General features: G+C 71.0%; 25 protein-coding genes. 16 read left to right on the top strand and 9 right to left on the bottom strand.

Annotation, left to right across the window (positions count from 1 at the left end; genetic code table 11):
- Positions 1–38 precede the first annotated feature (38 nt).
- The 4 genes from ACSHXN_RS12900 to ACSHXN_RS12885 form a co-directional block, all read right to left on the bottom strand.
- Positions 39–1,286 carry a hypothetical protein gene (locus ACSHXN_RS12900; protein WP_355131873.1) on the bottom strand — a complete coding sequence of 416 codons (1,248 nt, stop codon included), beginning with the start codon at positions 1,284–1,286 and terminating at the stop codon, positions 39–41.
- A complete protein-coding gene (locus ACSHXN_RS12895; protein ID WP_355131874.1) occupies positions 1,268–2,002 on the bottom strand; it encodes an ABC transporter ATP-binding protein in 735 nt (244 codons plus the stop codon). The genes ACSHXN_RS12900 and ACSHXN_RS12895 overlap by 19 nt, the downstream gene beginning before the upstream one ends.
- A gap of 219 nt (positions 2,003–2,221) precedes the next feature.
- The gene (locus tag ACSHXN_RS12890; protein WP_059129046.1) at positions 2,222–3,586 is read right to left on the bottom strand and encodes an aspartate aminotransferase family protein; all 1,365 of its coding nucleotides are present in this window, start codon (positions 3,584–3,586) and stop codon (positions 2,222–2,224) included.
- Between the two features lie 2 nt (positions 3,587–3,588).
- Positions 3,589–4,104 (bottom strand): Lrp/AsnC family transcriptional regulator, encoded by a 516-nt coding sequence (locus tag ACSHXN_RS12885; RefSeq protein WP_331264961.1) that lies wholly within the window; start codon positions 4,102–4,104, stop codon positions 3,589–3,591.
- Between the two features lie 164 nt (positions 4,105–4,268).
- Here ACSHXN_RS12885 and ACSHXN_RS12880 point away from each other — a divergent pair, with 164 nt between their 5' ends.
- Positions 4,269–5,708, top strand: a complete 1,440-nt coding sequence (locus ACSHXN_RS12880) for a gamma-aminobutyraldehyde dehydrogenase (protein ID WP_355798608.1) — start codon at positions 4,269–4,271, stop codon at positions 5,706–5,708.
- 399 nt (positions 5,709–6,107) lie between these two features.
- Here the strand turns inward: ACSHXN_RS12880 and ACSHXN_RS12875 are convergent, their stop codons facing one another.
- Positions 6,108–7,229, bottom strand: coding sequence for a sensor histidine kinase (locus ACSHXN_RS12875; RefSeq protein ID WP_355131876.1), 1,122 nt, complete (start codon positions 7,227–7,229; stop codon positions 6,108–6,110).
- A complete protein-coding gene (locus ACSHXN_RS12870; protein WP_355131877.1) occupies positions 7,226–7,894 on the bottom strand; it encodes a response regulator transcription factor in 669 nt (222 codons plus the stop codon). The genes ACSHXN_RS12875 and ACSHXN_RS12870 overlap by 4 nt, the downstream gene beginning before the upstream one ends.
- Positions 7,895–8,087: 193 nt before the next feature.
- Between ACSHXN_RS12870 and ACSHXN_RS12865 the strand changes: the two genes are divergently transcribed.
- The 9 genes from ACSHXN_RS12865 to ACSHXN_RS12825 all read left to right on the top strand — a co-directional run bounded on the left by ACSHXN_RS12865 (position 8,088) and on the right by ACSHXN_RS12825 (position 16,087).
- Positions 8,088–9,350, top strand: coding sequence for a DUF418 domain-containing protein (locus ACSHXN_RS12865; RefSeq protein ID WP_438303133.1), 1,263 nt, complete (start codon positions 8,088–8,090; stop codon positions 9,348–9,350).
- Between the two features lie 251 nt (positions 9,351–9,601).
- The gene (locus ACSHXN_RS12860; protein WP_355131879.1) at positions 9,602–9,967 is read left to right on the top strand and encodes a sortase-dependent protein; all 366 of its coding nucleotides are present in this window, start codon (positions 9,602–9,604) and stop codon (positions 9,965–9,967) included.
- A complete protein-coding gene (locus ACSHXN_RS12855; RefSeq protein ID WP_355131880.1) occupies positions 9,964–10,575 on the top strand; it encodes a class F sortase in 612 nt (203 codons plus the stop codon). The genes ACSHXN_RS12860 and ACSHXN_RS12855 overlap by 4 nt, the downstream gene beginning before the upstream one ends.
- A gap of 88 nt (positions 10,576–10,663) precedes the next feature.
- Entirely contained in the window at positions 10,664–11,155 is a 492-nt protein-coding gene (locus ACSHXN_RS12850) for an RNA polymerase sigma factor (RefSeq protein WP_355131881.1), read from the top strand.
- Positions 11,139–11,615: a hypothetical protein gene (locus ACSHXN_RS12845; RefSeq protein WP_355131882.1), complete on the top strand. Its 477-nt coding sequence runs from the start codon at positions 11,139–11,141 to the stop codon at positions 11,613–11,615. Before ACSHXN_RS12850 ends, ACSHXN_RS12845 begins: the two co-directional genes overlap by 17 nt.
- Before the next feature lie 126 nt (positions 11,616–11,741).
- Positions 11,742–12,221 carry a general stress protein gene (locus ACSHXN_RS12840; protein WP_355131883.1) on the top strand — a complete coding sequence of 160 codons (480 nt, stop codon included), beginning with the start codon at positions 11,742–11,744 and terminating at the stop codon, positions 12,219–12,221.
- A 157-nt stretch (positions 12,222–12,378) separates the two neighbouring features.
- Positions 12,379–13,398, top strand: a complete 1,020-nt coding sequence (locus ACSHXN_RS12835) for an alcohol dehydrogenase (RefSeq protein WP_355131884.1) — start codon at positions 12,379–12,381, stop codon at positions 13,396–13,398.
- Positions 13,399–13,586: 188 nt separating this feature from the next.
- On the top strand, positions 13,587–15,467 hold the full coding sequence (gene nhaA / locus ACSHXN_RS12830; protein ID WP_438303131.1) for a Na+/H+ antiporter NhaA: 1,881 nt from the start codon (positions 13,587–13,589) through the stop codon (positions 15,465–15,467).
- Between the two features lie 92 nt (positions 15,468–15,559).
- Positions 15,560–16,087: a hypothetical protein gene (locus tag ACSHXN_RS12825; RefSeq protein ID WP_356294975.1), complete on the top strand. Its 528-nt coding sequence runs from the start codon at positions 15,560–15,562 to the stop codon at positions 16,085–16,087.
- A gap of 29 nt (positions 16,088–16,116) precedes the next feature.
- Here ACSHXN_RS12825 and ACSHXN_RS12820 read toward each other — a convergent pair whose 3' ends face one another.
- Together ACSHXN_RS12820 and ACSHXN_RS12815 are read right to left on the bottom strand one after the other, a co-directional pair.
- Positions 16,117–16,800, bottom strand: coding sequence for a glycerophosphodiester phosphodiesterase (locus tag ACSHXN_RS12820; RefSeq protein ID WP_355131886.1), 684 nt, complete (start codon positions 16,798–16,800; stop codon positions 16,117–16,119).
- 16 nt (positions 16,801–16,816) lie between these two features.
- Positions 16,817–17,875, bottom strand: coding sequence for an adenosine deaminase (locus ACSHXN_RS12815; protein WP_438303129.1), 1,059 nt, complete (start codon positions 17,873–17,875; stop codon positions 16,817–16,819).
- A gap of 155 nt (positions 17,876–18,030) precedes the next feature.
- Between ACSHXN_RS12815 and ACSHXN_RS12810 the strand changes: the two genes are divergently transcribed.
- Positions 18,031–19,008: a DUF4190 domain-containing protein gene (locus ACSHXN_RS12810; RefSeq protein ID WP_438303128.1), complete on the top strand. Its 978-nt coding sequence runs from the start codon at positions 18,031–18,033 to the stop codon at positions 19,006–19,008.
- Between the two features lie 119 nt (positions 19,009–19,127).
- Here the strand turns inward: ACSHXN_RS12810 and ACSHXN_RS12805 are convergent, their stop codons facing one another.
- Positions 19,128–19,685 (bottom strand): NADAR family protein, encoded by a 558-nt coding sequence (locus ACSHXN_RS12805; protein ID WP_355131888.1) that lies wholly within the window; start codon positions 19,683–19,685, stop codon positions 19,128–19,130.
- Between the two features lie 209 nt (positions 19,686–19,894).
- On the opposite strand from ACSHXN_RS12805, the gene ACSHXN_RS12800 reads away from it, so the two are divergent.
- Genes ACSHXN_RS12800 through ACSHXN_RS12780 form a run of 5 tightly spaced genes read left to right on the top strand, consistent with a single transcriptional unit; the run spans position 19,895 to position 25,641 of the window.
- Positions 19,895–21,442: a gamma-aminobutyraldehyde dehydrogenase gene (locus ACSHXN_RS12800; RefSeq protein WP_438303127.1), complete on the top strand. Its 1,548-nt coding sequence runs from the start codon at positions 19,895–19,897 to the stop codon at positions 21,440–21,442.
- A 55-nt stretch (positions 21,443–21,497) separates the two neighbouring features.
- Positions 21,498–22,745 (top strand): polyamine ABC transporter substrate-binding protein, encoded by a 1,248-nt coding sequence (locus ACSHXN_RS12795; RefSeq protein ID WP_355131890.1) that lies wholly within the window; start codon positions 21,498–21,500, stop codon positions 22,743–22,745.
- Between the two features lie 5 nt (positions 22,746–22,750).
- The gene (locus ACSHXN_RS12790; protein ID WP_355131906.1) at positions 22,751–23,911 is read left to right on the top strand and encodes an ABC transporter ATP-binding protein; all 1,161 of its coding nucleotides are present in this window, start codon (positions 22,751–22,753) and stop codon (positions 23,909–23,911) included.
- Positions 23,911–24,840 (top strand): ABC transporter permease, encoded by a 930-nt coding sequence (locus ACSHXN_RS12785; protein ID WP_355131891.1) that lies wholly within the window; start codon positions 23,911–23,913, stop codon positions 24,838–24,840. Before ACSHXN_RS12790 ends, ACSHXN_RS12785 begins: the two co-directional genes overlap by 1 nt.
- Positions 24,841–25,641 (top strand): ABC transporter permease, encoded by an 801-nt coding sequence (locus ACSHXN_RS12780; RefSeq protein ID WP_355131892.1) that lies wholly within the window; start codon positions 24,841–24,843, stop codon positions 25,639–25,641.
- Positions 25,642–25,653 lie beyond the last annotated feature (12 nt).

Below are 25,653 nucleotides of genomic sequence, written 5' to 3'. Positions count from 1 at the left end.
TGCGCACCGGCTCCCCGGTGGACCCGCGCCCGGCTTTTTCAACGGGCCAGCGGCATCGCCGCCAGCTCCGCGACCACCCATGTCACCGGCACGAACACCACCACCAGCGCCCCCGCGCGCAGCAGTGCCGCGGTGCGCAGCACGGTGGCCGGCGCGCCCAGCCGTACGAGCGCGGCGATCGTGTCGGCGCGGGCCTGCCGTGCCTCGACCGCCGCCGTCGCCAGCGTCGCGAGCGTGCAGCCCGCCACGAGCACGGCGCCGAGCACGGTGAGCGGTCCCAGGGACGGCCCCGCACCGCCGTGGAGCGCCGCCGCCGCGTAGGCCGCCGACGCCACCGCGCAGACCACGCCGAGCGGACGGCCGATCCGCCGCGCCTCCTGCTGCAGACCGCGGCCGGCGAGCAGGCGCACGGGCCCCGGACTCGCCGACTGCAGCAGCGAACCGCACAGATGGGCGAGCGCGGGCCCGGCCAGCGCCAGCCCCAGCGCGGTCAGCGCCCAGCCCGCCAGCACCCCGGCGGGTCCGCCCGCGAGACCGCCGGGCAGATGCAGACCCTGTTCCTGACCGCCCCCGCTCGCATGCGTCTCCACGGCGAGGCCCGCGGCGAGCGTGGCCACACCCCAGGGGAGGCCACCCGGGGCGGGCCGGGGAGCGAGCGGCAGTTCCGGCACGGACACCTCGTCGGCGGAGTCCGGGGTCCGGTCGTCCGGCATGTCCCCGGACTCGGCGGCGGTCCGGGCGTCGGCACCGGTCTGCCCGGGCCGACGCGCCCGTCCGTCCCTCGGGCGCAGGGCCAGGGCGCTGCCCAGGGACGCGGCGAGCGGCACCAGAACGAGGAGGGTCAGCACGGCGGGCAGCGGCAGGGACTGGTCCGCGGCGAGGAACCCGGCGGCCGTACGGTCCGGCTGCAGCACGGGCAGATCACCGCGCAGGTGCAGGAAGGCCAGCAGCGCGAGCAGCGAGCCGAGCACGGTCGACAGGGCCGTGGTCACCGCCGAGAGGGCCATCAGCCGCGCCGGGCCGAGACCGATCGTCGCGAGACCCGACCGGGGGCGGGTCCCCGGGTCCGTACGGGCGACGGTGATCGCGAGGTACACCGTGGCGGCCGTCGGCACGGCGCACCAGGCCAGCCGCACCACCGAACCGGCCGACGCCTCCGGATGCGCCAGCGCGTATCCCAGCGTGCACAGCAGCAGGAAGCCCGTGCCCGCCGAGGCCGCCGCGACCAGGAGCCGACGGAACTGGACCAGGGGGTGGGCCCCACGCGCTAGACGGAGAGCGAGCACGGCGCTCGGCCTTCCTCGGGGACGGGTGGCAGATGGACGGTCCTGACGCGCCGTCCGTCCAGCAGGGACATCGTGCGGTCGGCGACGGCAGCGGCGTCCGCCGGTTGCGTCGCCAGTACGACGGTGATGCCGTGCGAGCGGGCCGCCGAGGTGAGTGTGCGCAGCACCTGGCCGGCGTCGGCGCGGTGCAGCGAGGCGGCCGGCTCGTCCGCGAAGAGGACGGTCGGGCACGCGGCGAGCGCCCGGGCGACGGCGATCCGCTGCCGGTCGGCCTGGGGGAGCTCGTGCGGGCGCTTGCGGGCGTGGTCGCCCACGTCGAGGCGTTCCAGCCACTCGAGGGCGCTGGTCTTGGCCCGGCGCCGGCTCGTGCCGCGCAGCATCAGCGGCAGGGCGGCGTTCTCCCAGGCGTTCAGTTCGGGCAGGAGCAGAGGTGCAGGATCGATCCAGCCGAACCGGTCCCGGCGCAGCCGCTCTCGGGTGATCGCGCCCATGGTGTGCACCGGTGTGCTGTTGAACCAGACCTCGCCGCGCTGGACGGGCAGTAACCCGGCCAGACACTGCAGGAGGGTCGTCTTGCCGCTGCCGCGAGGCCCGGTGACGGCGAAGATCTCACCCTCGCGTACACCCAGCGAGACACCGCAGAGCGCGGGTGAGCCGTTGTGCTGGAAGTGCAGGGCGCGTGCCCAGAGCACGTCGTTGTCCGGCGGGGTCACCATCGCGTACACCTCGGTTCAGATCCGTAGTCCCGTGCCGATCCCCGTCCGGGGGACCCGTTCGGGGGAACGAAGGCAGAAGCGATCGGTCACATGGCACGCTAGGCAGACTGCGCCGGAAGCCGTGGACAGCGACGGCCCCGTACCGCCGTTTCTCACTCCAACGGGCGGCACGGGGCCGGTTTTTGATCATCCAGAAGGATGATCTGCGCCTCGGGTGGCTCAGAGCTTGGTCCAGGCCTCCGTCAGCGTCGCGCGCAGGATCTGCTCGATCTCGTCGAACGTCCGCTGGTCGGAGATCAGCGGCGGGGCGAGCTGCACGACCGGGTCGCCGCGGTCGTCGGCCCGGCAGTACAGACCGTTCTCGAACAGGGCCTTGGACAGGAAGCCGTACAGGACGCGCTCGGTCTCCTCCTCGTTGAAGGACTCCTTGGTCGCCTTGTCCTTGACGAGTTCGATGCCGTAGAAGAAGCCGTTGCCGCGGACGTCTCCGACGATCGGCAGGTCGTGCAGCTTCTGCAGGGTCGTCAGGAAGGCGGCTTCGTTGTCGAGCACGTGCTGGTTGAGCTTCTCGCGCTCGAACAGGTCGAGGTTGGCCAGGCCCACGGCCGCGGAGACCGGGTGGCCGCCGAAGGTGTAGCCGTGCAGGAAGGTGTTGTCGCCCTTGTAGAACGGCTCGGCCAGGCGGTCGGAGACGATGCACGCGCCGATCGGGGAGTAGCCCGAGGTCATGCCCTTGGCGCAGGTGATCATGTCCGGGACGTAGCCGAACTTGTCGCAGGCGAACGTCGTGCCCAGGCGGCCGAAGGCGCAGATGACCTCGTCCGACACGAGCAGCACGTCGTACTGGTCGCAGATCTCGCGGACGCGCTGGAAGTATCCGGGCGGCGGCGGGAAGCAGCCACCGGCGTTCTGCACGGGCTCCAGGAAGACCGCGGCGACCGTGTCCGGGCCCTCGAAGAGGATCTGCTGCTCGATCTGGTCGGCAGCCCAGCGGCCGAAGGCCTCGGGGTCGTCACCGAATATCGGGGCGCGGTAGATGTTGGTGTTCGGCACCTTGTGCGCGCCGGGGACCAGCGGCTCGAAGGGGGCCTTCAGGCCCGGCAGGCCGGTGATGGACAGGGCGCCCTGCGGGGTGCCGTGGTAGGCGACCGCTCGCGAGATGACCTTGTACTTGGTGGGCTTGCCGACCAGCTTGAAGTACTGCTTGGCAAGCTTCCAGGCGGTCTCGACCGCCTCGCCGCCGCCGGTGGTGAAGAAGACCTTGTTCAGGTCCCCGGGCGCCTGGTCGGCGAGACGTTCCGCCAGCTCCACGGCCTTCGGGTGGGCGTACGACCACACGGGGAAGAACGCCAGTTCCTGAGCCTGCTTGAACGCCGTCTCCGCCAACTCGGTGCGGCCGTGGCCCGCCTGGACCACGAACAGACCGGCGAGACCGTCGAGGTAACGCTTGCCCTTGTCGTCGTAGATGTAGGTGCCCTCGCCCCGGACGATGGTGGGGACGGGCGCGTTCTCGTACGAGGACATGCGGGTGAAGTGCATCCACAGGTGGTCGTACGCGGTCTTGCTGAGGTCCTTTGTGCTCACGGCTATCGGGTTCCCCACATGTAGGTCTGCTTCTTGAGCTTGAGGTAGACGAAGCTCTCGGTGGAGCGCACTCCGGGCAGGGCCCGGATGCGTTTGTTGATGACATCCAGCAGGTGGTCGTCGTCCTCGCAGACGACCTCCACCATCAGGTCGAACGAGCCTGCGGTCATCACCACGTACTCGCATTCCGACATAGCGGTCAGCACGTCCGCGACGGACTCCACGTCGCCCTCGACGTTGATCCCGACCATCGCCTGCCGGCGGAAGCCCACGGTGAGCGGGTCCGTGACGGCGACGATCTGCATCACGCCTTGGTCGAGCAGCTTCTGGACGCGCTGGCGCACGGCCGCCTCGGAGAGGCCGACCGCCTTGCCGATCGCTGCGTACGGCCGACGGCCGTCCTCCTGGAGCTGCTCGATGATCGCGAGGGACACGGCGTCCGGCTGGGCGTTGCCGTTCCTGAACTCGCGGGAGTCCCTCTGGTCTGCGCTTCGACTGGCCACGACCTCACTGTGCACGACGTCTCGACAGTTTCGCAAGGCTGGATCGATGAAATTCGTTGTCTATGTGAGGGAAGCCTGCGGATTTCGCAGCGATGGCGGGATCGGGACTGTTGAAAACGTGGGGCCACGGATTAGGGTGGGTGTCTCAGCGATTGGACACCGAACTTGGAGGGCCGGCAGTGAGCACCGAGCTGCGTCGTCTGCGCAATTACATCGACGGCGAATTCCGTGACGCCGCCGACGGTCGGACCACCGAGGTGGTCAACCCCGCGACCGGTGAGGCGTACGCGACCGCCCCGCTGTCCGGGCAGGCCGACGTCGACGCCGCGATGGCCGCAGCCGCCGCGGCATTCCCGGCCTGGCGGGACACCACGCCCGCCGAGCGCCAGAAAGCCCTCCTGAAGATCGCCGACGCGTTCGAGGAGCGTGCCGAGGACTTGATCGCCGCCGAGGTCGAGAACACGGGCAAGCCGATCGGGCTGACCCGCTCGGAGGAGATCCCGCCGATGGTCGACCAGATCCGCTTCTTCGCGGGCGCGGCCCGGATGCTCGAGGGCCGCTCGGCCGGCGAGTACATGGACGGACTGACCTCGTTCGTCCGTCGCGAACCGGTCGGCGTCTGCGCCCAGGTCGCGCCGTGGAACTACCCGATGATGATGGCGGTGTGGAAGTTCGCCCCGGCGATCGCGGCGGGCAACACGGTCGTCCTCAAGCCGTCCGACACCACCCCGGCGTCCACGGTCCTGATCGCCGACATCATCGGCTCGGTCCTGCCCAAGGGCGTCTTCAACGTCATCTGCGGCGACCGTGACACCGGCCGGATGATGGTCGAGCACCCCACCCCGGCGATGGCGTCCATCACCGGCTCCGTCCGCGCGGGCATGTCGGTCGCCGAGTCCGCGTCGAAGGACCTCAAGCGCGTCCACCTGGAACTGGGCGGCAAGGCGCCGGTCGTCGTCTTCGAGGACACCGACATCGCCAAGGCCGTCGAGGACATCTCGGTGGCGGGCTTCTTCAACGCCGGCCAGGACTGCACGGCCGCCACCCGCGTCCTCGTCCAGGAGTCCATCCACGACGAGTTCGTGGCCGCGCTCGCCAAGGCCGCGTCGGAGACCAGGACCGGTCAGCCGGACGACGAGGACGTGCTCTACGGTCCGCTCAACAACCCGAACCAGCTCAAGCAGGTCGCGGGCTTCATCGAGCGCCTGCCCGCACACGCCAAGGTGGTGGCCGGCGGTCACCAGGTCGGCGACAAGGGCTACTTCTACGCGCCGACCGTCGTCGCGGGCCTCCTCCAGGACGACGAGATCATCCAGAACGAGGTCTTCGGCCCGGTCATCACCGTCCAGTCCTTCACGGACGAGCAGCAGGCCCTCGAGTACGCGAACGGTGTCGAGTACGCCCTCGCCTCCTCGGTGTGGACGAAGGACCACGCGCGTGCGATGCGTCTGTCCAAGGCCCTCGACTTCGGCTGCGTGTGGATCAACACGCACATCCCGCTGGTCGCGGAGATGCCGCACGGCGGCTTCAAGAAGTCCGGCTACGGCAAGGACCTCTCGGCGTACGGCTTCGACGACTACACCCGGATCAAGCACGTGATGACGTCGCTGGACGTGTGAGCGACCCACACAAGCGCGCGGCCCCGGGCGGGACAACTCCCGCCCGGGGCCGCGCGTTGTGCGGTGGGCGGCACGCCCGGGGCGGCGTTCCGCCCCGATCGACAAGATGCCGGATTCACGGGGGAGCGGCCCGACGGGGCGTCGATTGTCGGGCCGAGCGCGGCGGCGGCATGCTGCCCGGATGCACCGGACACCGAAGAAGCCCGCCCCGACCCGCCGTCGCCTGCTGCGCGCCCTCGGCGGCGGCGCGCTCCCCGGCGCACTCGCCGGCCATGCGCAGGCGCCTGGTGATCGCACGGGACATCACGTCCTCGGAGCGGGTGGAGTTCGCCAAGCGGTGGAACACGATCGTGGGGCTGTAGAGCGTCGCGTCCGCCCGGTGGTGCCGAGCCGCGCCGCCTACTCGTGGTCCGGCCGGCCCTCGGCCGGCAGCTTCAGATGCAGCCGGTAGCCGCCGTCGGCCGTCGGCCCCGCCTCGACCGTGCCGCCGAGGAGTTCGGCGCGTTGGCGCAGGCCGACGAGGCCGTGGTGGGCGCTGGGCAGGGCGAGTGCCGGCCGGGTGGGTGCGGTGTTCGTGACGACGGTGTGGAGGGCTCCGTCGCGGTGATGGATCCGTACGGTCGCCCTCGCGCCGGGGGCGTGCTTGCGGACGTTGGTCAGGGCCTCCTGGACCGTGCGGTACACGGCGCGCTGGACGGTGGGCGGGAGGTCGTCGGGCAGGTCCGTCTCCAGTTCCGCCTCGATGCCGCTGCCCGCGACCAGCCGGCGCAGATCGGCGAGGGAGGGCTGGGGCGTGAGCTCGGTACGCCGGCCGCCGGAGGCGCGCAGCACGCTGACCATGTGCCGCAGCTCGTCCAGGGTCTGCACGCTGAGCTGCCGGATCGTGGCCGCCGCCGCCCTGGTCTCGTTGTCCCGGCTGCCCACCTGGAGCGCCCCGGCCTGCACGGCGATAAGGCTGACCTGGTGCGAGACCACGTCGTGCATCTCCCGGGCCAGCTGGGCCCGTTCCTCCGACAGGACGCTCTGGTCGGTCAGGAGCCGTTCGTGCTCACGGGCCTCGGAGATCTCCGCGAGCCGCAGGGACAGTTCCCGGTGGGCCTGCACGAGCTGGCCCAGGAAGACGGGAGCGGCCGCGGTGGCCAGGGTGTAGATGAGCTGGATCAGACTGGGCGTCCGGGCGAGTTCCGCGGGCCGCACCGCCGACCACGGCCAGGGCAGGAAGTCGGCCGCCGCGAAGGCCAGGGCGCAGACCGCCGGCAGCCACAGGCGCCGGCTGAGCGAGGAGAGCGTGTACAGCGCGGCGATGGTGGCGAACACCGCGTCGGTGACCAGAGTGGTGGGGAGGGTGAGCACGAAGGTCGTCAGGGGCAGACGGCGACGCAGCGCGAGGGCGAAGGCGGCGAGCAGCGCGCAGGCCGTCTCCGCCGGGTCCGTGAGGTCGACGTTGACCCATGTGTCGACCAGGGCGGCTCCGACCAGGAGGCCGTCCACGACGGGCGCGGGCAGGCGGCCGGGGTTCATGGGGTGCTCTCGTCCTGCGGCGGCGTGAGCAGCCCCGCGCGCTCGGCGATCAGCACCGCCTGGACCCGGCTGCCGACCTGCAGTTTGCTCAGTACCGCGCTGACGTGCCCTTTGACCGTGCCGGTGCTCAGGTGCAGCCGCTCGCCGATGTCGGTGTTGGCCAGACCCTCGGCCATGAGTACAAGGACGGCTCGCTCGCGCTCGGACAACCGGGCGACGAGGCGGACGGCGGAGGGCTCGGGCGCACCCCTGTCGAGATAGGCGTCGACCATGGCGCGGGTGACCTTGGACGACAGCACGGTCCCGCCCCGGGCCAGCGTGCGCACGAGGTGCGGAAGCTGCTCGGGGTCGGTGTCCTTGAGCAGGAATCCGGCGGCCCCCGAGCGGAGTGCGGCCGCCACGTATTCGTCGGTGTCGAACGTGGTGAGCATGGCCACCACGGGCGGGTCCTGCATGCGGCGGACCTCGGCCAGAATCGTGAGCCCGTCCACGTCCGGCATCCGGATGTCCAGCAGCACGAGGTCGGGGCGCAGCTCGTGGACGGCTCGGACGGCCTCGCCGCCGGGGACCGCTGCAACGACCTGGATGTCGTCCGCCGCGTCGAGAATGTGCGTGAAGCCCGTGCGGATGAGGGCCTCGTCGTCGACCACCAGTACCCGGATCACGTGCGCTCCGCTCCTCGCGTCCCCTCTCTTGGATGCGTACCCCGTCAGGGCCGTCCGTGGCGGGGGAAGCGGGTGCCGTCGGCCCCGCGGCCGGATTCCAGCCGGTTGGCGGGGGAAGCTTCGGCCGGTCGGCGGGGTGCCTTCGGAAAGCCGCCGGGCTGGCTGGGGCGAGAGGGCGGCGAATGCTGAGGACATGACGCAGAACGTATTGGCGCCCGCGCCCCCGGTGGTGCCGCGCCCGCTCGAGGCGGACCGTACCCGCGCGTCCGCCGCCACGCCGTCGACCGGGCGGCTGATCGGTATCGACCTGGCCCGTGGGCTCGCGGTCTTCGGCATGTACGCCGCCCACGTCGGCCCCGATGTGTCGGTGGGCGGCCCGGTGGGCTTCCTCCTGGAGCTGGCGCGCGGGCGGTCCTCCGCCCTCTTCGCGGTGCTCGCGGGTTTCTCGCTGATCATCGTCATGGGCCGTCCGCAGCCCCGTACCGGCCGCTCCGGCCGGCAGGCGATGGCCAGGATCGTGATCCGCACCGTCGTCCTCGGGGTGGTCGGCTATGCGCTGACGGCCCTGGGCACCTCGATCGACGTGATACTCAGCTTCTACGCGCTGCTGTTCCTGGTCGTTCTCCCGCTGTACCGGCTGCGTGCGGGGGCGCTCGCGTTCATCGCCGCCACGGGTGCGGTGGTCATGCCCCTGGTGCTGCACGCGATAAACGCCTCGATCGACAACGGGAGCTGGGCGCAGTCCGTCATCGACCATGACCCGCTGGCCCGGGTCACCGGCACGGACGGCATCGTCGAGCTGTTGTTCACCGGGTCGTATCCGGTGCTCACCTGGGTGCCGTTCCTGGTCGCGGGCATGGCGCTGGCCCGGCTCGACCTCACCCGCCCCGGTATCCGGTCCCGGATGGCCCTGACCGGCGGGGGGCTCGCCCTGATCGGCTACGGGGGGTCCTGGCTGGCCCTGCATCTGGTCCCGCACGCCATGACGGCCGTCGCGGCCGCCACGGACGGCGGTTCGGCGTCGGCCGCGTGGTGGTCCGACACGGTCGGCGATCCCGAGGGTCGAACCCCGCTCGCGTGGTTGCTGGTGGCCGCACCGCACAGCGAGACGACGTTCTCCATCGTCGGCAACACCGGCGTCGTCGTCATGGTGGTGGCCGCGTGTCTGACCGTCGCCGCCAGGCTGCCGCGGCTCACGCGCATGGCCACGCCCGTCGCATCGGTCGGCAGGATGGCCCTGACGGTCTACGTCCTGCACATCGTCGCCCTGTGGTTCCTCACCCATGTCTGGTACGTGCCCCTGGTGGAGGACGAGACCATGGCCGCGCTGCCGGTGCTGCTCGGCTTCATCGTGTCCGCCGCGCTGGTGGCGACCGTATGGGCCCGCCACTTCCGCCGCGGCCCCTTGGAGCAGCTGCTGCATCTGTCCACCCGGCCCGCGCTCCTGGTCAAGTAGGCGACGACACCCCGCCGGGGCTCACGCCGCTCCGCCGCCCCGACGGGCCGGCGGAGCGGGCCGGGCGGGCCGCTGTTCCACTCGGACGGAGCCGCCGTCCCCTCGTCGTATGCCGCGAACCGGGCCGCCGCACGGCGGCCCGGCGGCTTTGCCGTCTCTTTACAACCCGCTCCCTGGCTGCCTCGTCTCTCCGCTCGATCCGTAACTCAGCCCGCCGCGTACGGGGCGGGCCGACGAAAGAGAGCGATTCGATGCGCCGAACTGTCCTCAGCGCGCTGGTACTCGGGAGCACCGTCGTGCTGGCCGGCACCGTGCCCGCGTTCGCCGACGGGCCGAGCCCGGTCCCCAGCACCCGCCCGGGCGCGGCCGCCCCGAGCCCCGTCCCGGCCACCCGGTCCTCGGCCCCGAGGGCGGTCCCGAGCGCGGCGCCGACACGGGCCAACGGTCGCGGCCAGGTCTCCGTCGTGCCGAAGGGGGCGCCCGACACCGGAGTGACGGCGGTGTCCTCGCCGTCCGGGTCCGAGGGCGGGCTGATCGGCGGGGGCGCCGCCGCGGTCCTCGTCGCGGGCGGAGCGGCGGTCTTCGTCGTGCGTCGCCGCCGGGCGACCGGGGCATGACACCGCTCTCCAGGCGCGCCTTCGCCACGGCTGCACTGGCCTGCGTCCTCATGGGGTGCGCCGGCCACCCGAACCACCGGGCAGCGGCCGCACCGGCCGTGAGTCAGCCGCCGCCCTCGCAGGCTGCCGCAAGGGCCGTACACCCCCTCGGCCGCTCGATCCCGGTCGGGCTCCGGATCCCGGCCATCGGCGTCGACACCCCGGTCATGCAGCTGGGGCTTGCGCCGGACGGAAGCGTGCAGGTGCCCCCGATCCAGGCGGACGACCGGGCGGGCTGGTACCGGCAGTCGCCGACGCCGGGCCAGGTCGGCCCGTCGGTCCTCCTCGGGCACGTCACCGTCGGTGCCTACGGGGACGGGGTGTTCCGGCACCTCGCACGGTTGCACCGGGGCGACCGGATCGAGGTGCGTCTGGAGAACGGCACGGCCGCGGTGTTCACCGTCGGCGCCGTGCGGACGGTCGCCAAGGCCGACTTCCCCGCACAGGACGTCTACGGGGATGTGAACCGTCCGGAGCTGCGGCTGATCACGTGCGGCGGACCCCGAAGCGGTGACGGCTATCTCGACAACGTCATCGTGTTCGCCACGCTGAGCTCCGCTGCCCCCTGACCCGGTCCTGCTCGGATGCCGGGCCCATGGAACGTACGCCGTCGGCCCGGCATCCTTCCCCACGAGTGCCCCACGACCATGGAGAGCGTTGAAACGGTCCCGTGACAAGGCGGCGTCCGAGCTGTTCGCCGTCCTCTACCCGCGCCTCGCCGGCTGGTGCCGCCGTCTCGTCGACGACGACGAGACGGCCCACGAGATCGCCTCGGAGGCGTTCACCCGGCTCTGGGCCCGCTGGACGACCGTGGAGGAGCCCCGCGGCTTCCTCTACGTCACCGCGGCCAACATCGTCCGGGACCACTGGCGCAAACTGGAGCGCGAGCGCAGAGCCGTGCGCCGCGCCACGTCCGAGGCCGCCGTCCGCCCGCACGCCGAGCAGGCCGACCCGTCGGTGCGTCTGCTCGTACAGTCGCTGCCCGAACGATTCCGGGTGCCGATCCTGCTGCACTACTACGCCGACATGCCGATCCGGGAGGTGTCCGCGCTGACCGGGCGCAAGGAAGGAACCGTCAAGGCCGATCTCCACGCGGCCCGAGAACTGCTCCGCGTCCACCTGAGGAGAAGCCTTGACCACACGCTTTGACGACGGCCCGGAGTTCGGGTCCGACGACCCTCTGACGGTGATCCTGCGGCCGCCCGCCGAGCATCTCGGCGTGCCTCCCGGCCGGTACGAGGCCATCCGCCGCACCGCGGCCCGCCGCAGACTGCTGCGTGCCGCGGCCGGGATCGGAGCGTCCTGCGCGGTCGCCGTTCTCGTCGCGCTGCCCCTTCATCTGGCGAGCCCCGGGGCGCCGGCATCCCCGGCGGTGCCGCTCGCGCCGCCGCCCGCGAGTGGGCACGCGGGGTCACCCACCCCCTCGGTGGTGCCCACCCCGTCCGCGTCGCCCGTGCCGTCGGCGCCGCCCGAGCGTGTCGGCCGCCGTCCGACCGTGCGGTCCTCGGCCGTGGGAAGCGACGTCCCGGGCGGTTCGGTAGCGCCCACCCGGGAACGGCGGGGGGCGTCCAGCCCGGTGCGGGGGGAGCCGTCGCCCTCCTCCCGCTGACGCTCCCGCCGGCGGGGAGCCGCCGGGGCCGCGCCCGCCCTCCTCCCCGCCGTCGTGCCCGCCTTGCGGGGGGCGGGGCCGCGCAGCAGGCTGCTTGACGGGGGTGGTGAGGAAGGGAGCAGCGTGATGACCCGGCATCCGCCCACGGCGCCGCTCGACCGGCCGGTGGTCGGCTCGTATCCGACCTACGAGGGCGCACAGCGTGCGGTCGACTTCCTCTCCGACAGCAAGTTCCCGGTGGAGCGCACCGCGATCATCGGCTCGGACCTGCGGATGGTGGAGACGGTGCTCGGCCGGCTCACCCGCGGGCGGGCCGCCTTGGCAGGCGCGGGCTCGGGCGCCTGGTTCGGGCTGCTCATCGGCCTGCTGCTGTCACTGTTCGCCGCGGGCAACCATCACGTCCTGGTGCTGATGATCAGCGGCCTGTTCTACGGCGCGATCTTCGGTGCGCTCTTCGGCTTCGCCGGCCACGCGTTCACCGGGGGCCGCCGCGACTTCGCGTCCCGCAGCCAGATCGTCGCCGCCCGCTACGACGTGGTCGCCGAGGCGGACGTCGCGGAAGAGGCGAAGAACCTGCTCATCAAGCTCGGCTGGCGCGAGAGCTGAGCGGTACGGGCGGCCGGACGGCCCGCGGGCCGGTCCACCGGCCCGTGCACCGGACGGTGCCGGGTGCCGCGCGTCCTGGCGCCCCGCCGGGTCCGGGAAAGGGATGATTCCTAGCTGAATGTCCGGTGTGCCGACAACAGCAAGGAGCGGAAGAGCCATGTCCGTGATGCGCGTCGCCCAGGTGGCCGAGCCCAGGGGGAGTTTCGAGATCGTCGAACGGGAGCTGCCCGAGCCGGGGCCGGGACATGTGCGGATCGCCGTGGAGGCGTCCGGTGTCTGCCACACCGACTCGGTTTTCGTGCAGACACCCTCCCCGGGCGTGCGGTTCCCGCTCGTGACCGGGCACGAGGTGGCCGGCCGGATCGACTCGGTGGGCGAGGGGGTCGTCGGCTGGGCGGTGGGCACCCGGGTCGAGGTGGGGTGGTTCGGGGGTCAGTGCGGCCACTGCCGGCCCTGCCGCCAGGGCGACTTCATCAGCTGCGAGAACCTCAAGGTGCCGGGGCTGGCGTACGACGGCGGATACGCCAGCCACATGGTCGCACCCGTCGAGGCCCTGGCCCGGGTCCCGGAGGGTCTGTCCGCGGTCGACGCCGCACCGCTCGGGTGCGCGGGTGTGACCTCCTTCATGGGGCTGCGCACGAGCGTGGCCCGCGCCGGTGACCTGGTCGCGGTCCTCGGCATCGGCGGCCTCGGACACCTCGGCGTCCAGTACGCCGCCAGGATGGGTTTCGAGACCGTGGCGATCGCCCGAGGCCGGGACAAGGAGCCGCTGGCCCGGCAACTGGGCGCGGACCACTACATCGACAGCTCCGCCTCGGACCCGGCCAGGATGCTGAAGGAACTGGGCGGAGCGAAGGTGGTCCTCGGCACGGCGGCGAGCGCGGACGCCATGTCGGCGACGATCGACGGACTCGCCCCGCGCGGTCAGCTGGTCGCCATCGGGGTGACGGACCAGTCGCTCAAGGTCGCGCCGGTGCAGCTGATCGGCACCAGCCGGGTGGTGAGCGGGCATCCGTCGGGCACGGCGCGGGAGGTCGAGGAGACCATGGCCTTCAGCGCCCGAACCGGCGTCCGGCCCATGGTCGAGACGATGCCGCTGGAGGAGGTCAACGACGCCTTCGCGCGCATGCTGTCCGGCGCGGCACGGTTCCGCATGGTGCTGACCATGGACGGGTGACGGCGGGTCCCGGCCGGTCCGGCGCGCACGGACCCCCTTCGTCCCCGCGGAATGCAAGGTCGGGTTTCGGGTGTTGGGAGTGACAGCAGATCTCGTCAGGGCGGGTTGCCCTGGTTGTCCGGTCTGCCGGAACCGGAGGCGGCGGATGCGTTCGAACGACCTGGCGATCGCCGAGTGAGCACCTGAGCATGTCCAACGAAGCCGACGACTACACGGGGCAGACCGCCTGCGGCAAGAACTCGCACTCGCCGCTGCGCGACTTCCTGCAGACGGAGACCGGCAGCGCGGCCGTCCTGGTGGCGGCGGCGGTCGTCGCGCTCCTGTGGGCAAACGCGGCGCCGTCGGGCTACGAGGCGTTCTGGCACAGCCACCTGTCCGTACGGATCGGTTCGTACGGTGTGTCGCTCCCGCTGCGCGAGTGGGTGAACAGCGGACTGATGGCGCTGTTCTTCTTCGTCGTCGGTCTGGAGGCGCGCCGCGAGTTCGACATGGGCGAACTGCGCGACCGCTCACGTCTGGCCCTGTCGCTCGCCGCGGGCGTCGGCGGCATGCTCGTGCCGATCGGCATCTACCTGGCGATCAACGCGGGCCATGGGACGACGCAGGGCTGGGGCGCGGCGATGTCCACCGACACCGCTTTCGCACTCGGTGTGCTGGCCGTCGTCGGACGCCGTATGCCACCGGGACTGCGGGTCTTCGTTCTCACGATCACCGTGGTCGACGACCTGCTGGCCCTCGCCGTCATCGCCGTCGCCTACAGCGATCGCATCGACGTGCCGGCGCTGTTCGTGGCCACCGGTGTCTTCGCCGTCGTCCTGCTGGTCCGATGGCTCGGGGTCCGCCGGGGCGTCGTGTACGCGCTGCTCGCACTGGTGGCGTGGGTCGCCCTGCTCGAATCGGGGGTGGACCCGGTTGTCATCGGGCTCGCCATGGGCCTGATCACCTACGCGTATCCGGCGGCGCGAGCCGATCTGGAGCACGTCAGCAACCTGTTCCGGTTGTTCCGCGAGCAGCCGACGCCCGAACTCGAACGCACCGTACGTGTCGGCATCGCCACGGCCCTCTCGCCGAACGAGCGCCTGCAACGCATGTACCACCCCTGGGCCGGCTATGTGATCGTTCCCCTCTTCGCCCTGGCCAACGTCGGCATCCCGATCGGCGGCGAGCAGTTGGGACGGGCGTTCACCTCACCGGTGACCCTGGGCATCCTGCTGGCGTACGTCCTCGGCAAACCGATCGGCATCGTCGGGGCGTCGGCCCTGGCCCAGGCGGTGAGCCGCGGACGGCTCCGGGTCCCGGTCGGCTGGGGAACCGTCGCCGCGGGCGGGACCATGGCCGGAGTCGGCTTCACGGTCTCCCTGCTCATCGCCACGCTCGCCTTCAGCGGCGCCCGGCTGGAGGAGGCCAAGATCGGCATCCTGGCGGCCGTGGTCGGCTCCTTCGTGGCCGGCCGGCTCGCCACCGGCGTGATCGGGATGCTGTCGCGCCCCAGGCAGCTGCGGGCGCTGTTCGGAAAGGCCGAGACCCTCGTCGATCTGGGGGTGCCCGTCGGCGCCGGCCGCGACCATGTGCGCGGACCGCGCGACGCCCCCGTGACGGTGGTGGAGTACGGCGACTACGAGTGCCCCTTCTGCGGGCAGGCGGAGCCGGTCGTGCGGGAACTCCTCGGGGACTTCGGGGACGTGCGGTACGTATGGCGCCATCTGCCGCTGACCGACGTCCATCCGCACGCCCAACTCGCCGCGGAGGCCGCGGAGGTGGCTGCGCTGCAGGGCCGCTTCTGGGACATGCACGATCTGCTGATCAGCCATCAGGGTGCCCTGACCTTCGACGACCTGCTGGGTCATGCCGTGGATCTGGGACTCGATCTGCGGCGCTTCGAGCGGGACATGCGCGCCCATGCGGGCGCCGTGCGCGTGGCCGAGGACGTCGATTCGGCGGATCTCGGCGGCGTAGCGGGCACGCCCACGTTCTTCGTCAACGGGCGCAGGCACTACGGCGCGTACGACATCGCCGGACTGTCCCAGGCCGTGCGTACCGCCCGTGAACGAGCCGCCGTGGCCGCTTAGGACGTCCTCGTGTCCCAACCCCCGCACGCGGGCGGCGACGTCGGCACCCCACCACTTTTGAACATGTTCAATTCGAGGGGCACGCGCATGACATGAGCGACAGAGCGGCCCTGTCGAGGGGCATCCGCGCGTGGCCGGTCTTCTTCGTCGTCTGCCTGGTACTCAGCGGTGCCACGGCCTTTCCCCTGGTCCACGAACTGCGCTGGACCGAGGACCTGCTGCGGTCCCTGTCCGCGCCGGAGCATCTGCCCGCCCTCATGGACCGGATCGAGCGGGTGCGCCGCGGTCTCGACGCCACCGACGCCGAACAGCCCTTCGTCCTCTACGGCACGGACTGGCTGGCGTTCGCGCACCTGGTGATCGCGGTGGCCTTCTACGGGCCCTACCGCGACCCCGTCCGCAACATCTGGGTCGTCGAGTTCGGGATGATCGCCTGCGCGGGCATCATCCCGCTCGCCCTGATCTGCGGTCCGATCCGCGGGATCCCGTTCTGGTGGACGGTGATCGACATGTCGTTCGGGGTGATCGGGATCGTCCCGCTGTATGTCGTCCGGAAGAAGATCAAGCGGCTGGAGGAACTGACGGCCGGGGTCACACGGCCGGCCCCCGCGGTCGTGTGACCCCGGCGGCCGAAGGCCCGCCGCCCGCCTCAGCGCCCGCGCAGCGCGTGCAGCGCGTCGAGGCGGTTGGTGGTGATCGAGTCCACGCCCAGGTCGAGCAGGCGCCGCATGGAGCGGCGCGTGTCCGGGGTCCACACCGACAGCAGATGGCCGCCCCGGTGCACACGTGCCGCGAGGTCGCGGTCGACCAGGCTGAACCGGTAGTTGAGCCAGCGCGGGCGCACCGCATCGAGCAGCGCGGGCCGGGGCGGCGCGAGGCTCGTCCAGGTCAGGGCGATCTCCGCCGAGGGGTCGGCGGCCCGGACGGCCAGCATGGTCTGCGCCCCGGCGCAGTAGTAGACGCGCTCCGACGCACCGCACTGCCGCACGACGTCCACGACCCGGCGCACGGCGCGGACCGAGGGCTCGCCCGGCAGGTCGATCATGACCCGGCCCCCGTCGGACGCCCTCAGCGCGTCCGCCAGCGTCGGCACACCGCCGGCCGTCAGCCCCTGCACCTCGTCGGACGAGAGCGAGGCGAGCGGCCGGTCCTGCTCCCACAGGCGCTTCAGCGTCCCGTCGTGCAGGAGCACGGGGACACCGTCCCGGGTGAGCCGTACATCGACCTCGACGGCGTCCGCGCCCCGGCGGAGCGCGGAACGCAGCGAGGCGAGCGTGTTCTCGCGGTGGAGGTAGGGGTCGCCGCGATGGGCGACGGCAGTCACGGTGCGCATGGGCCCATTGTGCTGGTCAGGGAGCGAGCCACGTCGCGGTGTAGGCGTCGATCTCGGCGACCAGTTTCGCCTTGCCCGCGTCGTCGAGGAAGGACGCCTCGACCCCGTTCCTGGCGAGAGAGGCCAGACCCCGTTCGTCGAGGTCCAGCAGTCGTGCGGCGACCGCGTACTCGTTGTTGAGATCGGTGCCGAACATCGGCGGGTCGTCCGAGTTGACGGTGACGATCACACCGGCGCGCACGAACTCCTTGATGGGGTGCTCGTCGAGCGTGCGGACGGCGCGCGTCGCGATGTTGGAGGTCGGGCAGACCTCCAACGGGATGCGGTGCTCGGCGAGGTGCGCGAGCAGCTTCGGGTCCCGGGCGGAACTCGTGCCGTGACCGATGCGCTCGGCGCGCAGCTCGTTCAGGGCGTCCCAGACCGTCTCGGGACCGGTCGTCTCGCCCGCGTGCGGCACGGAACGCAGGCCCGCCGCTGTCGCCCGGTCGAAGTACGGCTTGAACTGCGGTCGCGGCACCCCGATTTCGGGGCCGCCGAGTCCGAAGGAGACGAGCCCCTCGGGGCGCAGCCGGTCGTCGGTGGCGAGCCGGGCGGTCTCCTCGGCGGATTCGAGGCCGGCCTCGCCGGGGATGTCGAAGCACCAGCGCAGTACGGTCCCGAACTCGGCCTCGGCGGCCTTGCGGGCGTCCTCGATCGCGTCCATGAACGCCCGCTCGTCGATGCCGCGGCGGGTGGACGAGAAGGGGGTGATCGTCAGCTCGGCGTAGCGCACCTGCTGCCGGGCCATGTCGCGCGCGACCTCATAGGTCAGCAGGCGTACGTCCTCGGGGGTCCGGATGAGGTCGACCACGGACAGATAGACCTCGATGAAGTGGGCGAAGTCCGTGAACGTGAAGTAGTCGACAAGGGCCTCGGGGTCGGTGGGCACCTTGGAGTCGGGGTGACGTGCGGCCAGTTCCGAGACGATGCGCGGGGAGGCGGAGCCCACGTGGTGCACGTGCAGTTCGGCCTTGGGCAGTCCGGCGATGAAGGCGTGCAGATCGCGCACGGCGGGGGCGTCACGGTGGTCGGTCAAGGGGTCCTCCCCGGGAGCGGCGCCCGGCGCCCTGTTCGGGCGGGACGCGGGTGATCGGCTGATCGGTGGTTCAGGGATCATCGTAGGACGAGGGTCACGGGGGTCCCGTCCGGGCCGTAGCATGACGGCAGGTACGACGGAGGGGGGACGCAGGCATGTCCGAGGACGCGCACGCGCCGGGAACGCCGCAGAACGGCGCCGTGGGCCCGGGGGCCGCGCCGGGCGACGGTACGGAACGGGCGCCGGGGGCCGAGGGCCCCGAGATACCGGGTGCGCCCGCGGGCCACGGGCCCGGAGCAGTGCTCGACAAGCCGGCCGCCGGTCCGCTCCCCGCGTTCGATCCCTGGGCGCCGCCCGCCGACGACGCGCCCCGCACGGGTCCCGGCTCGCCGGTCCCGGGAGCTCCCGTCGGCCCGAAGGACCGGATTCCCGGCGGCGCTCCGTTCCCGCACGACCAGCCCACGGTCGCCGCCCTGCCCGGCCCCGGGACGCACGGCGCTCCGGCCCAGGGTCCCTGGGGCCAACCCTTCGCCCCGCCGGGCCCCACCGCCGCGGCCCCGGCCGGCAACCCGTTCGCGCCGCCCTCCCCGGCTGCCGCGGGCAACCCCTACGCGCCGCCCTCCCCGGCTGTCGCGGGCAACCCCTACGCGCCGCCCGTCCCCGGTCAGCCCGTGCCGCCACCGCCCATCGGACCCGAAGGGCCCGGGCAGCCGACGGCGTACGCCTATCCCCAGTACCCCGCATATCCGAGCTACGGCGGACCGTACGGCCACCAGAGCCATGGCCCCGGCTACGGCTGGCCCGGGATGCCGCTCGCGCCGAGCAATGGAATGGGCACCGCCTCGCTGGTGCTCGGGATCATCTCCGCCGTCGCGTTCTGTCTCGGGCCGGTGGCCATGTTCGTGGGCGCGCTGGCCGTGATCTTCGGAATCGTCGGCCGCCGCAAGTCGAACCGAGGCGAGGCCACGAACGGCGGCATGGCGCTGGCCGGCATCATCTGCGGCGCGGTCGGTTTCGTCATCGGCCTCGTCCTGACCATCGCCATCTTCCTGGCCCCGGACAGCGACGACGACCCGTGGACGAGCACGGACGACGGCTACTCGACGTCGCTCGTGGTCCCTCGGCTGCCGTAGCCCGGCGAGCGGGTCCCGGTACGTGACACGGCGGCACCCCATGTCCCTGTGCTTGTCCGCAGCGGCCGGGCACGGAAGTGCCGCCGGCGGGGACGGGCGGTGGGGTGCCGTCGGGAACGCTAGGCGGCGGCCAGCCGCTCCCGCGCCGCCATCAGTGCGAACCCCAGCAGGTTCGGTCCCCGCCAGCGCTCCGGGTCGGCCGCCCGCTCGTCGTCCGCCGCGATCCCTATGCCCCAGACCCGGTCCACCGGGCTCGCCTCGACGAGCACCCGGTCACCGGTGGCCATCAGGTAGGCCCGCAGTTCTTCGTGCGCGGCGAACTTGTGGACGCTGCCCTCGACCACGATCCCGAACCGCTCGCGCGCCCATGTGACGTCGTCGAAGCCGCGCACCAGCCGCCCCACCTTCTTGGCCAGCGCCGGGCTCGACGCCTGAAGCACCTCGCGCTCGGCCCCCGCGTCGCCGAACAGCCTCGCCTTCGACGCCATCATCCAGTGCTCCGCCGTCGCGTACTCGACGCCGTCCACGGTGAACGGAGACGGCCACCACTGGCTGAGACAGCTCGCTCCTATCTGTCCGTCCCGGCGCGGCCGATGCCCCCAGAAGTGCAGATACTTCACCCTCGCCCCGGCCCGGACCGCCCCCACCAGGGATTCCCGGGAATCGATGCTCCCCATGCACGCGAGTGTGGCACGCACCACTGACAATCCGTCCTTCCTTTTCCAGGAGGAGTAGACAGCTGGTCGACAGATTCCGTCGCGTAACCAAAAGGCAACAACGGAATCACTTGTTGGAGTCCACTCCCTCTGTCAGGATCGGCACTCAAATCGAGCCGGAGCTACGCCGGTCCCCGCGGTGGACGCCGGTGGGGGCGAAGGAGAGCGACATGCACAACGTGGGCAACGCCGGCCACACCGACACCCCCTCCCGGGACGAGGTGGGCGAACGGTTCTCGAACGGTGCGCAGTACATCGCGGGCCGGCCGGCCAAGGGCACCTCGGGGCGCAGTCACGCGGTCGTCGACCCGTCGACGGGTGCCGCGGTCCACGCGTACGAGCTGGCCGGCGCCGAGGACGTCGACCGTGCGGTGGCCGCCGCCCGCGCGGCCTTTCCCGGCTGGTCCACGGCCACCCCCGGTGAGCGTTCCGAGGCGCTGCACCGTTTCGCCGCCGTCCTCGCCGAGCGCGCCGAGGAGTTCGCCCGCTACGAGTCCCTCCAGTGCGGCAAACCCCTGAAGCTGACGCGGGAGTTCGACGTGCCGGGCACGATCGACAACGCGTCCTTCTTCGCGGGTGCCGCCCGGCATCTCCAGGGGCAGTCCGCGGGTGAGTACTCCGGCGACCACACCTCCTATGTGCGCCGCGAGCCCATCGGTGTCGTCGGTTCCATCGCCCCCTGGAACTATCCCCTCCAGATGGCCGCCTGGAAGATCCTCCCGGCGATCGCCGCGGGCAACACCGTCGTGCTGAAGCCCGCCGAACTCACCCCGCTCACCTCGCTGCTCTTCGCCGAGGCCGCCACCGAGGCGGGAATCCCGGACGGTGTCGTCAACATCGTCACCGGTACCGGCAAGGAGGCGGGCGAGCACCTCGTCGGCCACCCCGACGTGGCCATGACCTCCTTCACCGGTTCCACGGCCGTCGGCAGGCGCGTCGCCGAGATCGCCACCTCCACGGTCAAACGCCTCCACCTGGAACTCGGCGGCAAGGCGCCGTTCGTGGTCTTCGACGACGCCGACCTGGAGGCCGCGGTCCACGGCGCGGTCGCGGGCGCGCTCATCAACACCGGCCAGGACTGCACGGCCGCCACGCGCGCGTATGTGCAGCGTCCTCTCTACGAGGAGTTCGTCCGGGAGGCCGCCGCCCTCATGGAGACCGTCAGGCTCGGCGACCCCTTCGCCCCCGGCACCGACCTCGGCCCACTGATCTCGCACGCGCAGCGGGACCGTGTCGCAGGCTTCGTCGACCGGGCACGTGCGTACGCGCGTGTGGTGACCGGTGGCGCGGCGCCCGGCGGGGAGCTCGAGGGCGGCGCCTACTACCGGCCCACCCTCATCGCCGGCGCCCGGCAGGACAGCGAGATCGTCCAGTGCGAGATCTTCGGTCCCGTGCTCGTCGTCCTGCCCTTCGACGGCGACGACGAGGGGATCCGGCTCGCGAACGACACTCCGTACGGCCTTGCCGCCTCCGCCTGGAGCCGTGACGTCTATCGGGCGAACCGGGCGACCCGCGAGATCAAGGCGGGTTGTGTGTGGGTCAACGACCACATCCCGATCATCAGCGAGATGCCGCACGGCGGCTACAAGGCCTCCGGCTTCGGCAAAGACATGTCCTCGTACTCGTTCGAGGAGTACACCCAGATCAAGCATGTCATGTTCGACAACACCGCGGCCGCCAGGAAGGACTGGCACCGCACGATCTTCGGGGACCGATAGCAGAAACGGCCGCCCGACCCCCCGGCCGTACACCTCCCGAAAGGGCACCACGCGCATGGAGCAGAACGAGCCCGACCGCCTGACCCCGGCCCAAGTGGCCGCCATGCGGCGCAGCTTCCGCAACGGCAGGGCCTCCCTCACCCGACGTTCGCTGCTGCGCGCCTCCGCCGGCGGCGCGCTCGCGGTGGGCGGCCTCGGGGCGCTGAGCGCCTGCGGGATTCCCGCGGCCGGCAAGACACAGGGCGGCACCTCGGCCGAGGACCACTCCGCCGAGGAGAAGGTGGTCAACTTCTCCAACTGGCCCGAGTACATCGACGTCGACGACAGCGGGAAGCACCACCCGACGCTCGAGGCGTTCGGCAAGAGGACCGGCATCACGGTCAAGTACACCGAGGACATCAACGACAACAACGAGTTCTTCGGCAAGATCAAGCCGCAGCTCGCCGCGGGCCAGGACACCGGCCGGGACCTGATCGTCCTCACCGACTGGCTGGCCGCCCGGGTGATCCGGCTGGGCTGGGTGCAGAAGCTGGACGCAGCGAACCTCCCGCACGCCTTCGCCAACCTCTCGGGGCAGTTCCGCAGCCCCGACTGGGACCCCGGGCGTGCCTACTCCTACCCCTGGCAGGGCATATCGACCGTCATCGCGTACAACAAGAAGGCGCTCGACGGCATCGAGGTGAAGTCGGTCTCCGACCTTCTCGACAACCCCAAGCTCAAGGGCCGGGTGGGCTTCCTGTCGGAGATGCGCGACAGCATCGGCATGACCCTCCTCGACATGGGCAAGGACCCGGCGAAGTTCACCGACGACGACTTCGACGCGGTCATCGCCCGCCTTCAGAAGGCCGTCGACAACGGGCAGATCCGCCGCTTCACCGGCAACGACTACACGTCCGACCTCACCAAGGGCGATCTGGCCGCCTGTGTGGCCTGGGGCGGTGACATCGTCCAGCTCCAGGCGGACAGCCCGGACGTCGCCTACATCATTCCGGACAGCGGCTACATGACCTCGACGGACAACATGCTGGTCCCGAACAAGGCCCGTCACAAGGCGAACGCGGAACGGCTCATCGACTTCTACTACGAGCCCGACCAGGCCGCCGCACTCGCCGGCTACGTCAACTACGTCAGCCCCGTCGACGGTGTGAAGCCCTACCTCGAGAAGATCGACAAGGACGCGGCGAACAATCCGCTGATCCTTCCGGACAAGGCCATGGCCGCGAAGTCCCACGCCTTCCGCTCGCTGACGCAGAAGGAAGAGACGGCCTACGAAGAGAAGTTCGCAAAGCTGACAGGGGCGTGACGAAGATGACGACGGACAACAGCGGCGATGTCCGCCTCTCCGGGATCGGCAAGACCTACGGCTCCTTCACCGCCGTGCACCCGCTCGACCTGACCGTGCCGCAGGGGTCCTTCTTCGCCCTGCTCGGCGCGTCCGGCTGCGGCAAGACCACCACCCTGCGCATGATCGCCGGTCTGGAGGAGCCTTCCTCCGGGACGGTCCACCTGGGCGACCAGGACGTCACCCGGCTGCCCCCGTACAAGCGGCCGGTGAACACCGTCTTCCAGTCCTACGCCCTCTTCCCGCACCTCGACATCTTCGAGAACGTGGCCTTCGGTCTGCGTCGCCGCGGCATCAAGTCGGTGAAGAAGCAGGTCGAGGACATGCTGGACCTGGTGCAGCTGGGCGAGCAGGCGCGCAAGAAGCCGCACCAGCTCTCCGGTGGCCAGCAGCAGCGCGTCGCAGTGGCCCGCGCACTGATCAACCACCCGAAGGTGCTGCTCCTCGACGAGCCGCTCGGTGCCCTCGACCTGAAGCTGCGGCGCCAGATGCAGCTGGAGCTCAAGCGCATCCAGACCGAGGTGGGCATCACCTTCATCCATGTCACGCACGACCAGGAGGAGGCCATGACGATGGCCGACACCGTCGCCGTGATGAACGCGGGCCGCGTGGAACAGCTCGGCTCGCCCACCGATCTGTACGAGAACCCGCAGACCACCTTTGTCGCCAACTTCCTCGGCACCTCCAACCTGATCGAGGCCGAGGTGGACTCCAGGAGCGGCGACCGGATCATCCTGAAGGCGGGCGGAGACAAGCTCACCCTGCCCGAGGCACGATGTTCCGCGCCGGCGACGGCGGGCGGAAAGGTACTGGTCGGCGTACGGCCGGAGAAGATATCCCTCACCCATGCCGACGACGCCGGCGACGTCCCCGAGGGCCGCAACCGCATCTCCGGACGCATCGCCGACTCGAGCTTCATCGGGGTGTCCACGCAATACGTCGTCGACAGCCCGGTCTGCCCGGAGTTCGAGGTCTACGCCCAGAACATCGACCGCGACCCGCGGCTGGTGCCCGGCGCCGAGGTCGTCCTGCACTGGAATCCCGCGCACACCTTCGGACTGGACGCCGCCCAGGACATCGACGCGGGTGTCGAGACGGTACAGCCCGAGGAAGGGGTGGCCGCCTGATGGCCGCCGTCACCGAGGCGCCCGCGCCACCGGCGCCCACCACGTCCGCGGCGAAGCCCCCGCGCAGGCGGGGCCGCTTCACGCCGTACTGGCTGCTGCTGCCCGGCATCCTGTGGCTGCTGGTCTTCTTCGCGCTGCCGATGCTCTACCAGGGCTCCACGTCCGTGCAGACCGGTTCTCTGGAGCAGGGCTACAAGGTCACCTGGCACTTCGCGACCTACTGGGACTCGCTGTCGACGTACTGGCCGCAGTTCCTGCGCTCGGTCCTCTACGCGGCCGCAGCGACGCTGCTGTGCCTGGTCCTCGGCTACCCGCTCGCGTACCTCATCGCGTTCCGCGCCGGCCGCTGGCGGAACCTGGTGATGATCCTGGTCATCGCGCCGTTCTTCACGAGCTTCCTGATCCGTACGCTCGCCTGGAAGACGATCCTCGCGGACAACGGCCCGGTCGTCGGCGCCCTCAACACGCTGCACGTGCTGGACGTCACCAACTGGCTCGGCTGGACCGCGGGGGACCGCGTCCTCGCCACCCCGCTCGCGGTGGTCTGCGGTCTGACGTACAACTTCCTGCCGTTCATGATCCTGCCGCTGTACACCTCGCTGGAGCGCATCGACGGACGCCTCCACGAAGCGGCCGGGGACCTGTACGCCACCCCGTTCACGACCTTCCGGAAGGTCACCTTCCCGCTGTCGATGCCGGGCGTGGTCTCCGGCACGCTGCTGACCTTCATCCCGGCCGCGGGCGACTACGTCAACGCCGACCTGCTGGGTTCCACCGACACCCGCATGGTCGGCAACGTCATCCAGACACAGTTCCTGCGGATCCTCGACTATCCGACGGCGGCGGCGCTCTCGTTCATCCTCATGGCCGCGATCCTCGCCATGGTCACGGTCTACATCCGCAGGTCCGGCACGGAGGATCTGGTCTAAATGGGATTCGTCAACTGGTTCAAGCGCCATCTCGTCGTCCTCGCCGGACTGCTGACACTCGGATACCTCCTGCTGCCGAACATCGTCGTGACGGTGTTCTCCTTCAACAAGCCGAAGGGGCGCTTCAACTACGAATGGCAGCAGTTCTCGCTGGACGCGTGGAAGGACCCGTGCGGTGTCGCCGACATGTGCGGCTCGCTGTCGGTCAGCCTTCAGATCGCCGTCTGGGCCACGATCGGGGCCACGGTCCTCGGCACGATGATCGCCTTCGCGCTGGTCCGCTACCGCTTCCGGGCCCGCGGTGCGGTGAACTCGCTGATCTTCCTGCCGATGGCGATGCCCGAGGTGGTCATGGCGGCCTCGCTGCTGACCCTGTTCCTCAACATGGGCGCCCAGCTGGGATTCTGGACGATCCTCATCGCCCACATCATGTTCTGCCTCAGCTTCGTCGTGACCGCGGTCAAGGCACGTGTCATGTCGATGGACCCGAGGCTGGAACAGGCCGCGCAGGACCTGTACGCGGGCCCGCTGCAGACCTTCCTGCGGGTCACCCTGCCGATCGCGGCACCCGGCATCGCCGCGGGCGCGCTGCTCGCCTTCGCGCTCTCCTTCGACGACTTCATCATCACCAACTTCAACGCGGGCTCGACCGTCACCTTCCCCATGTTCGTCTGGGGCTCTGCGCAGCGCGGTACGCCCGTCCAGATCAATGTCATCGGCACGACCATGTTCGTCCTCGCCGTTCTGTTCGTCCTCCTCTCCATGGCCGTGGGCAACCGCCGGAACCGCCAGAAGGCGTAACGCATCTGTAGG

It is taken from the genome of Streptomyces sp. HUAS TT11 (assembly GCF_051553595.1).
GTDB lineage: Bacteria > Actinomycetota > Actinomycetes > Streptomycetales > Streptomycetaceae > Streptomyces.
This window is presented reverse-complemented; position numbering and strand designations above follow the sequence as displayed.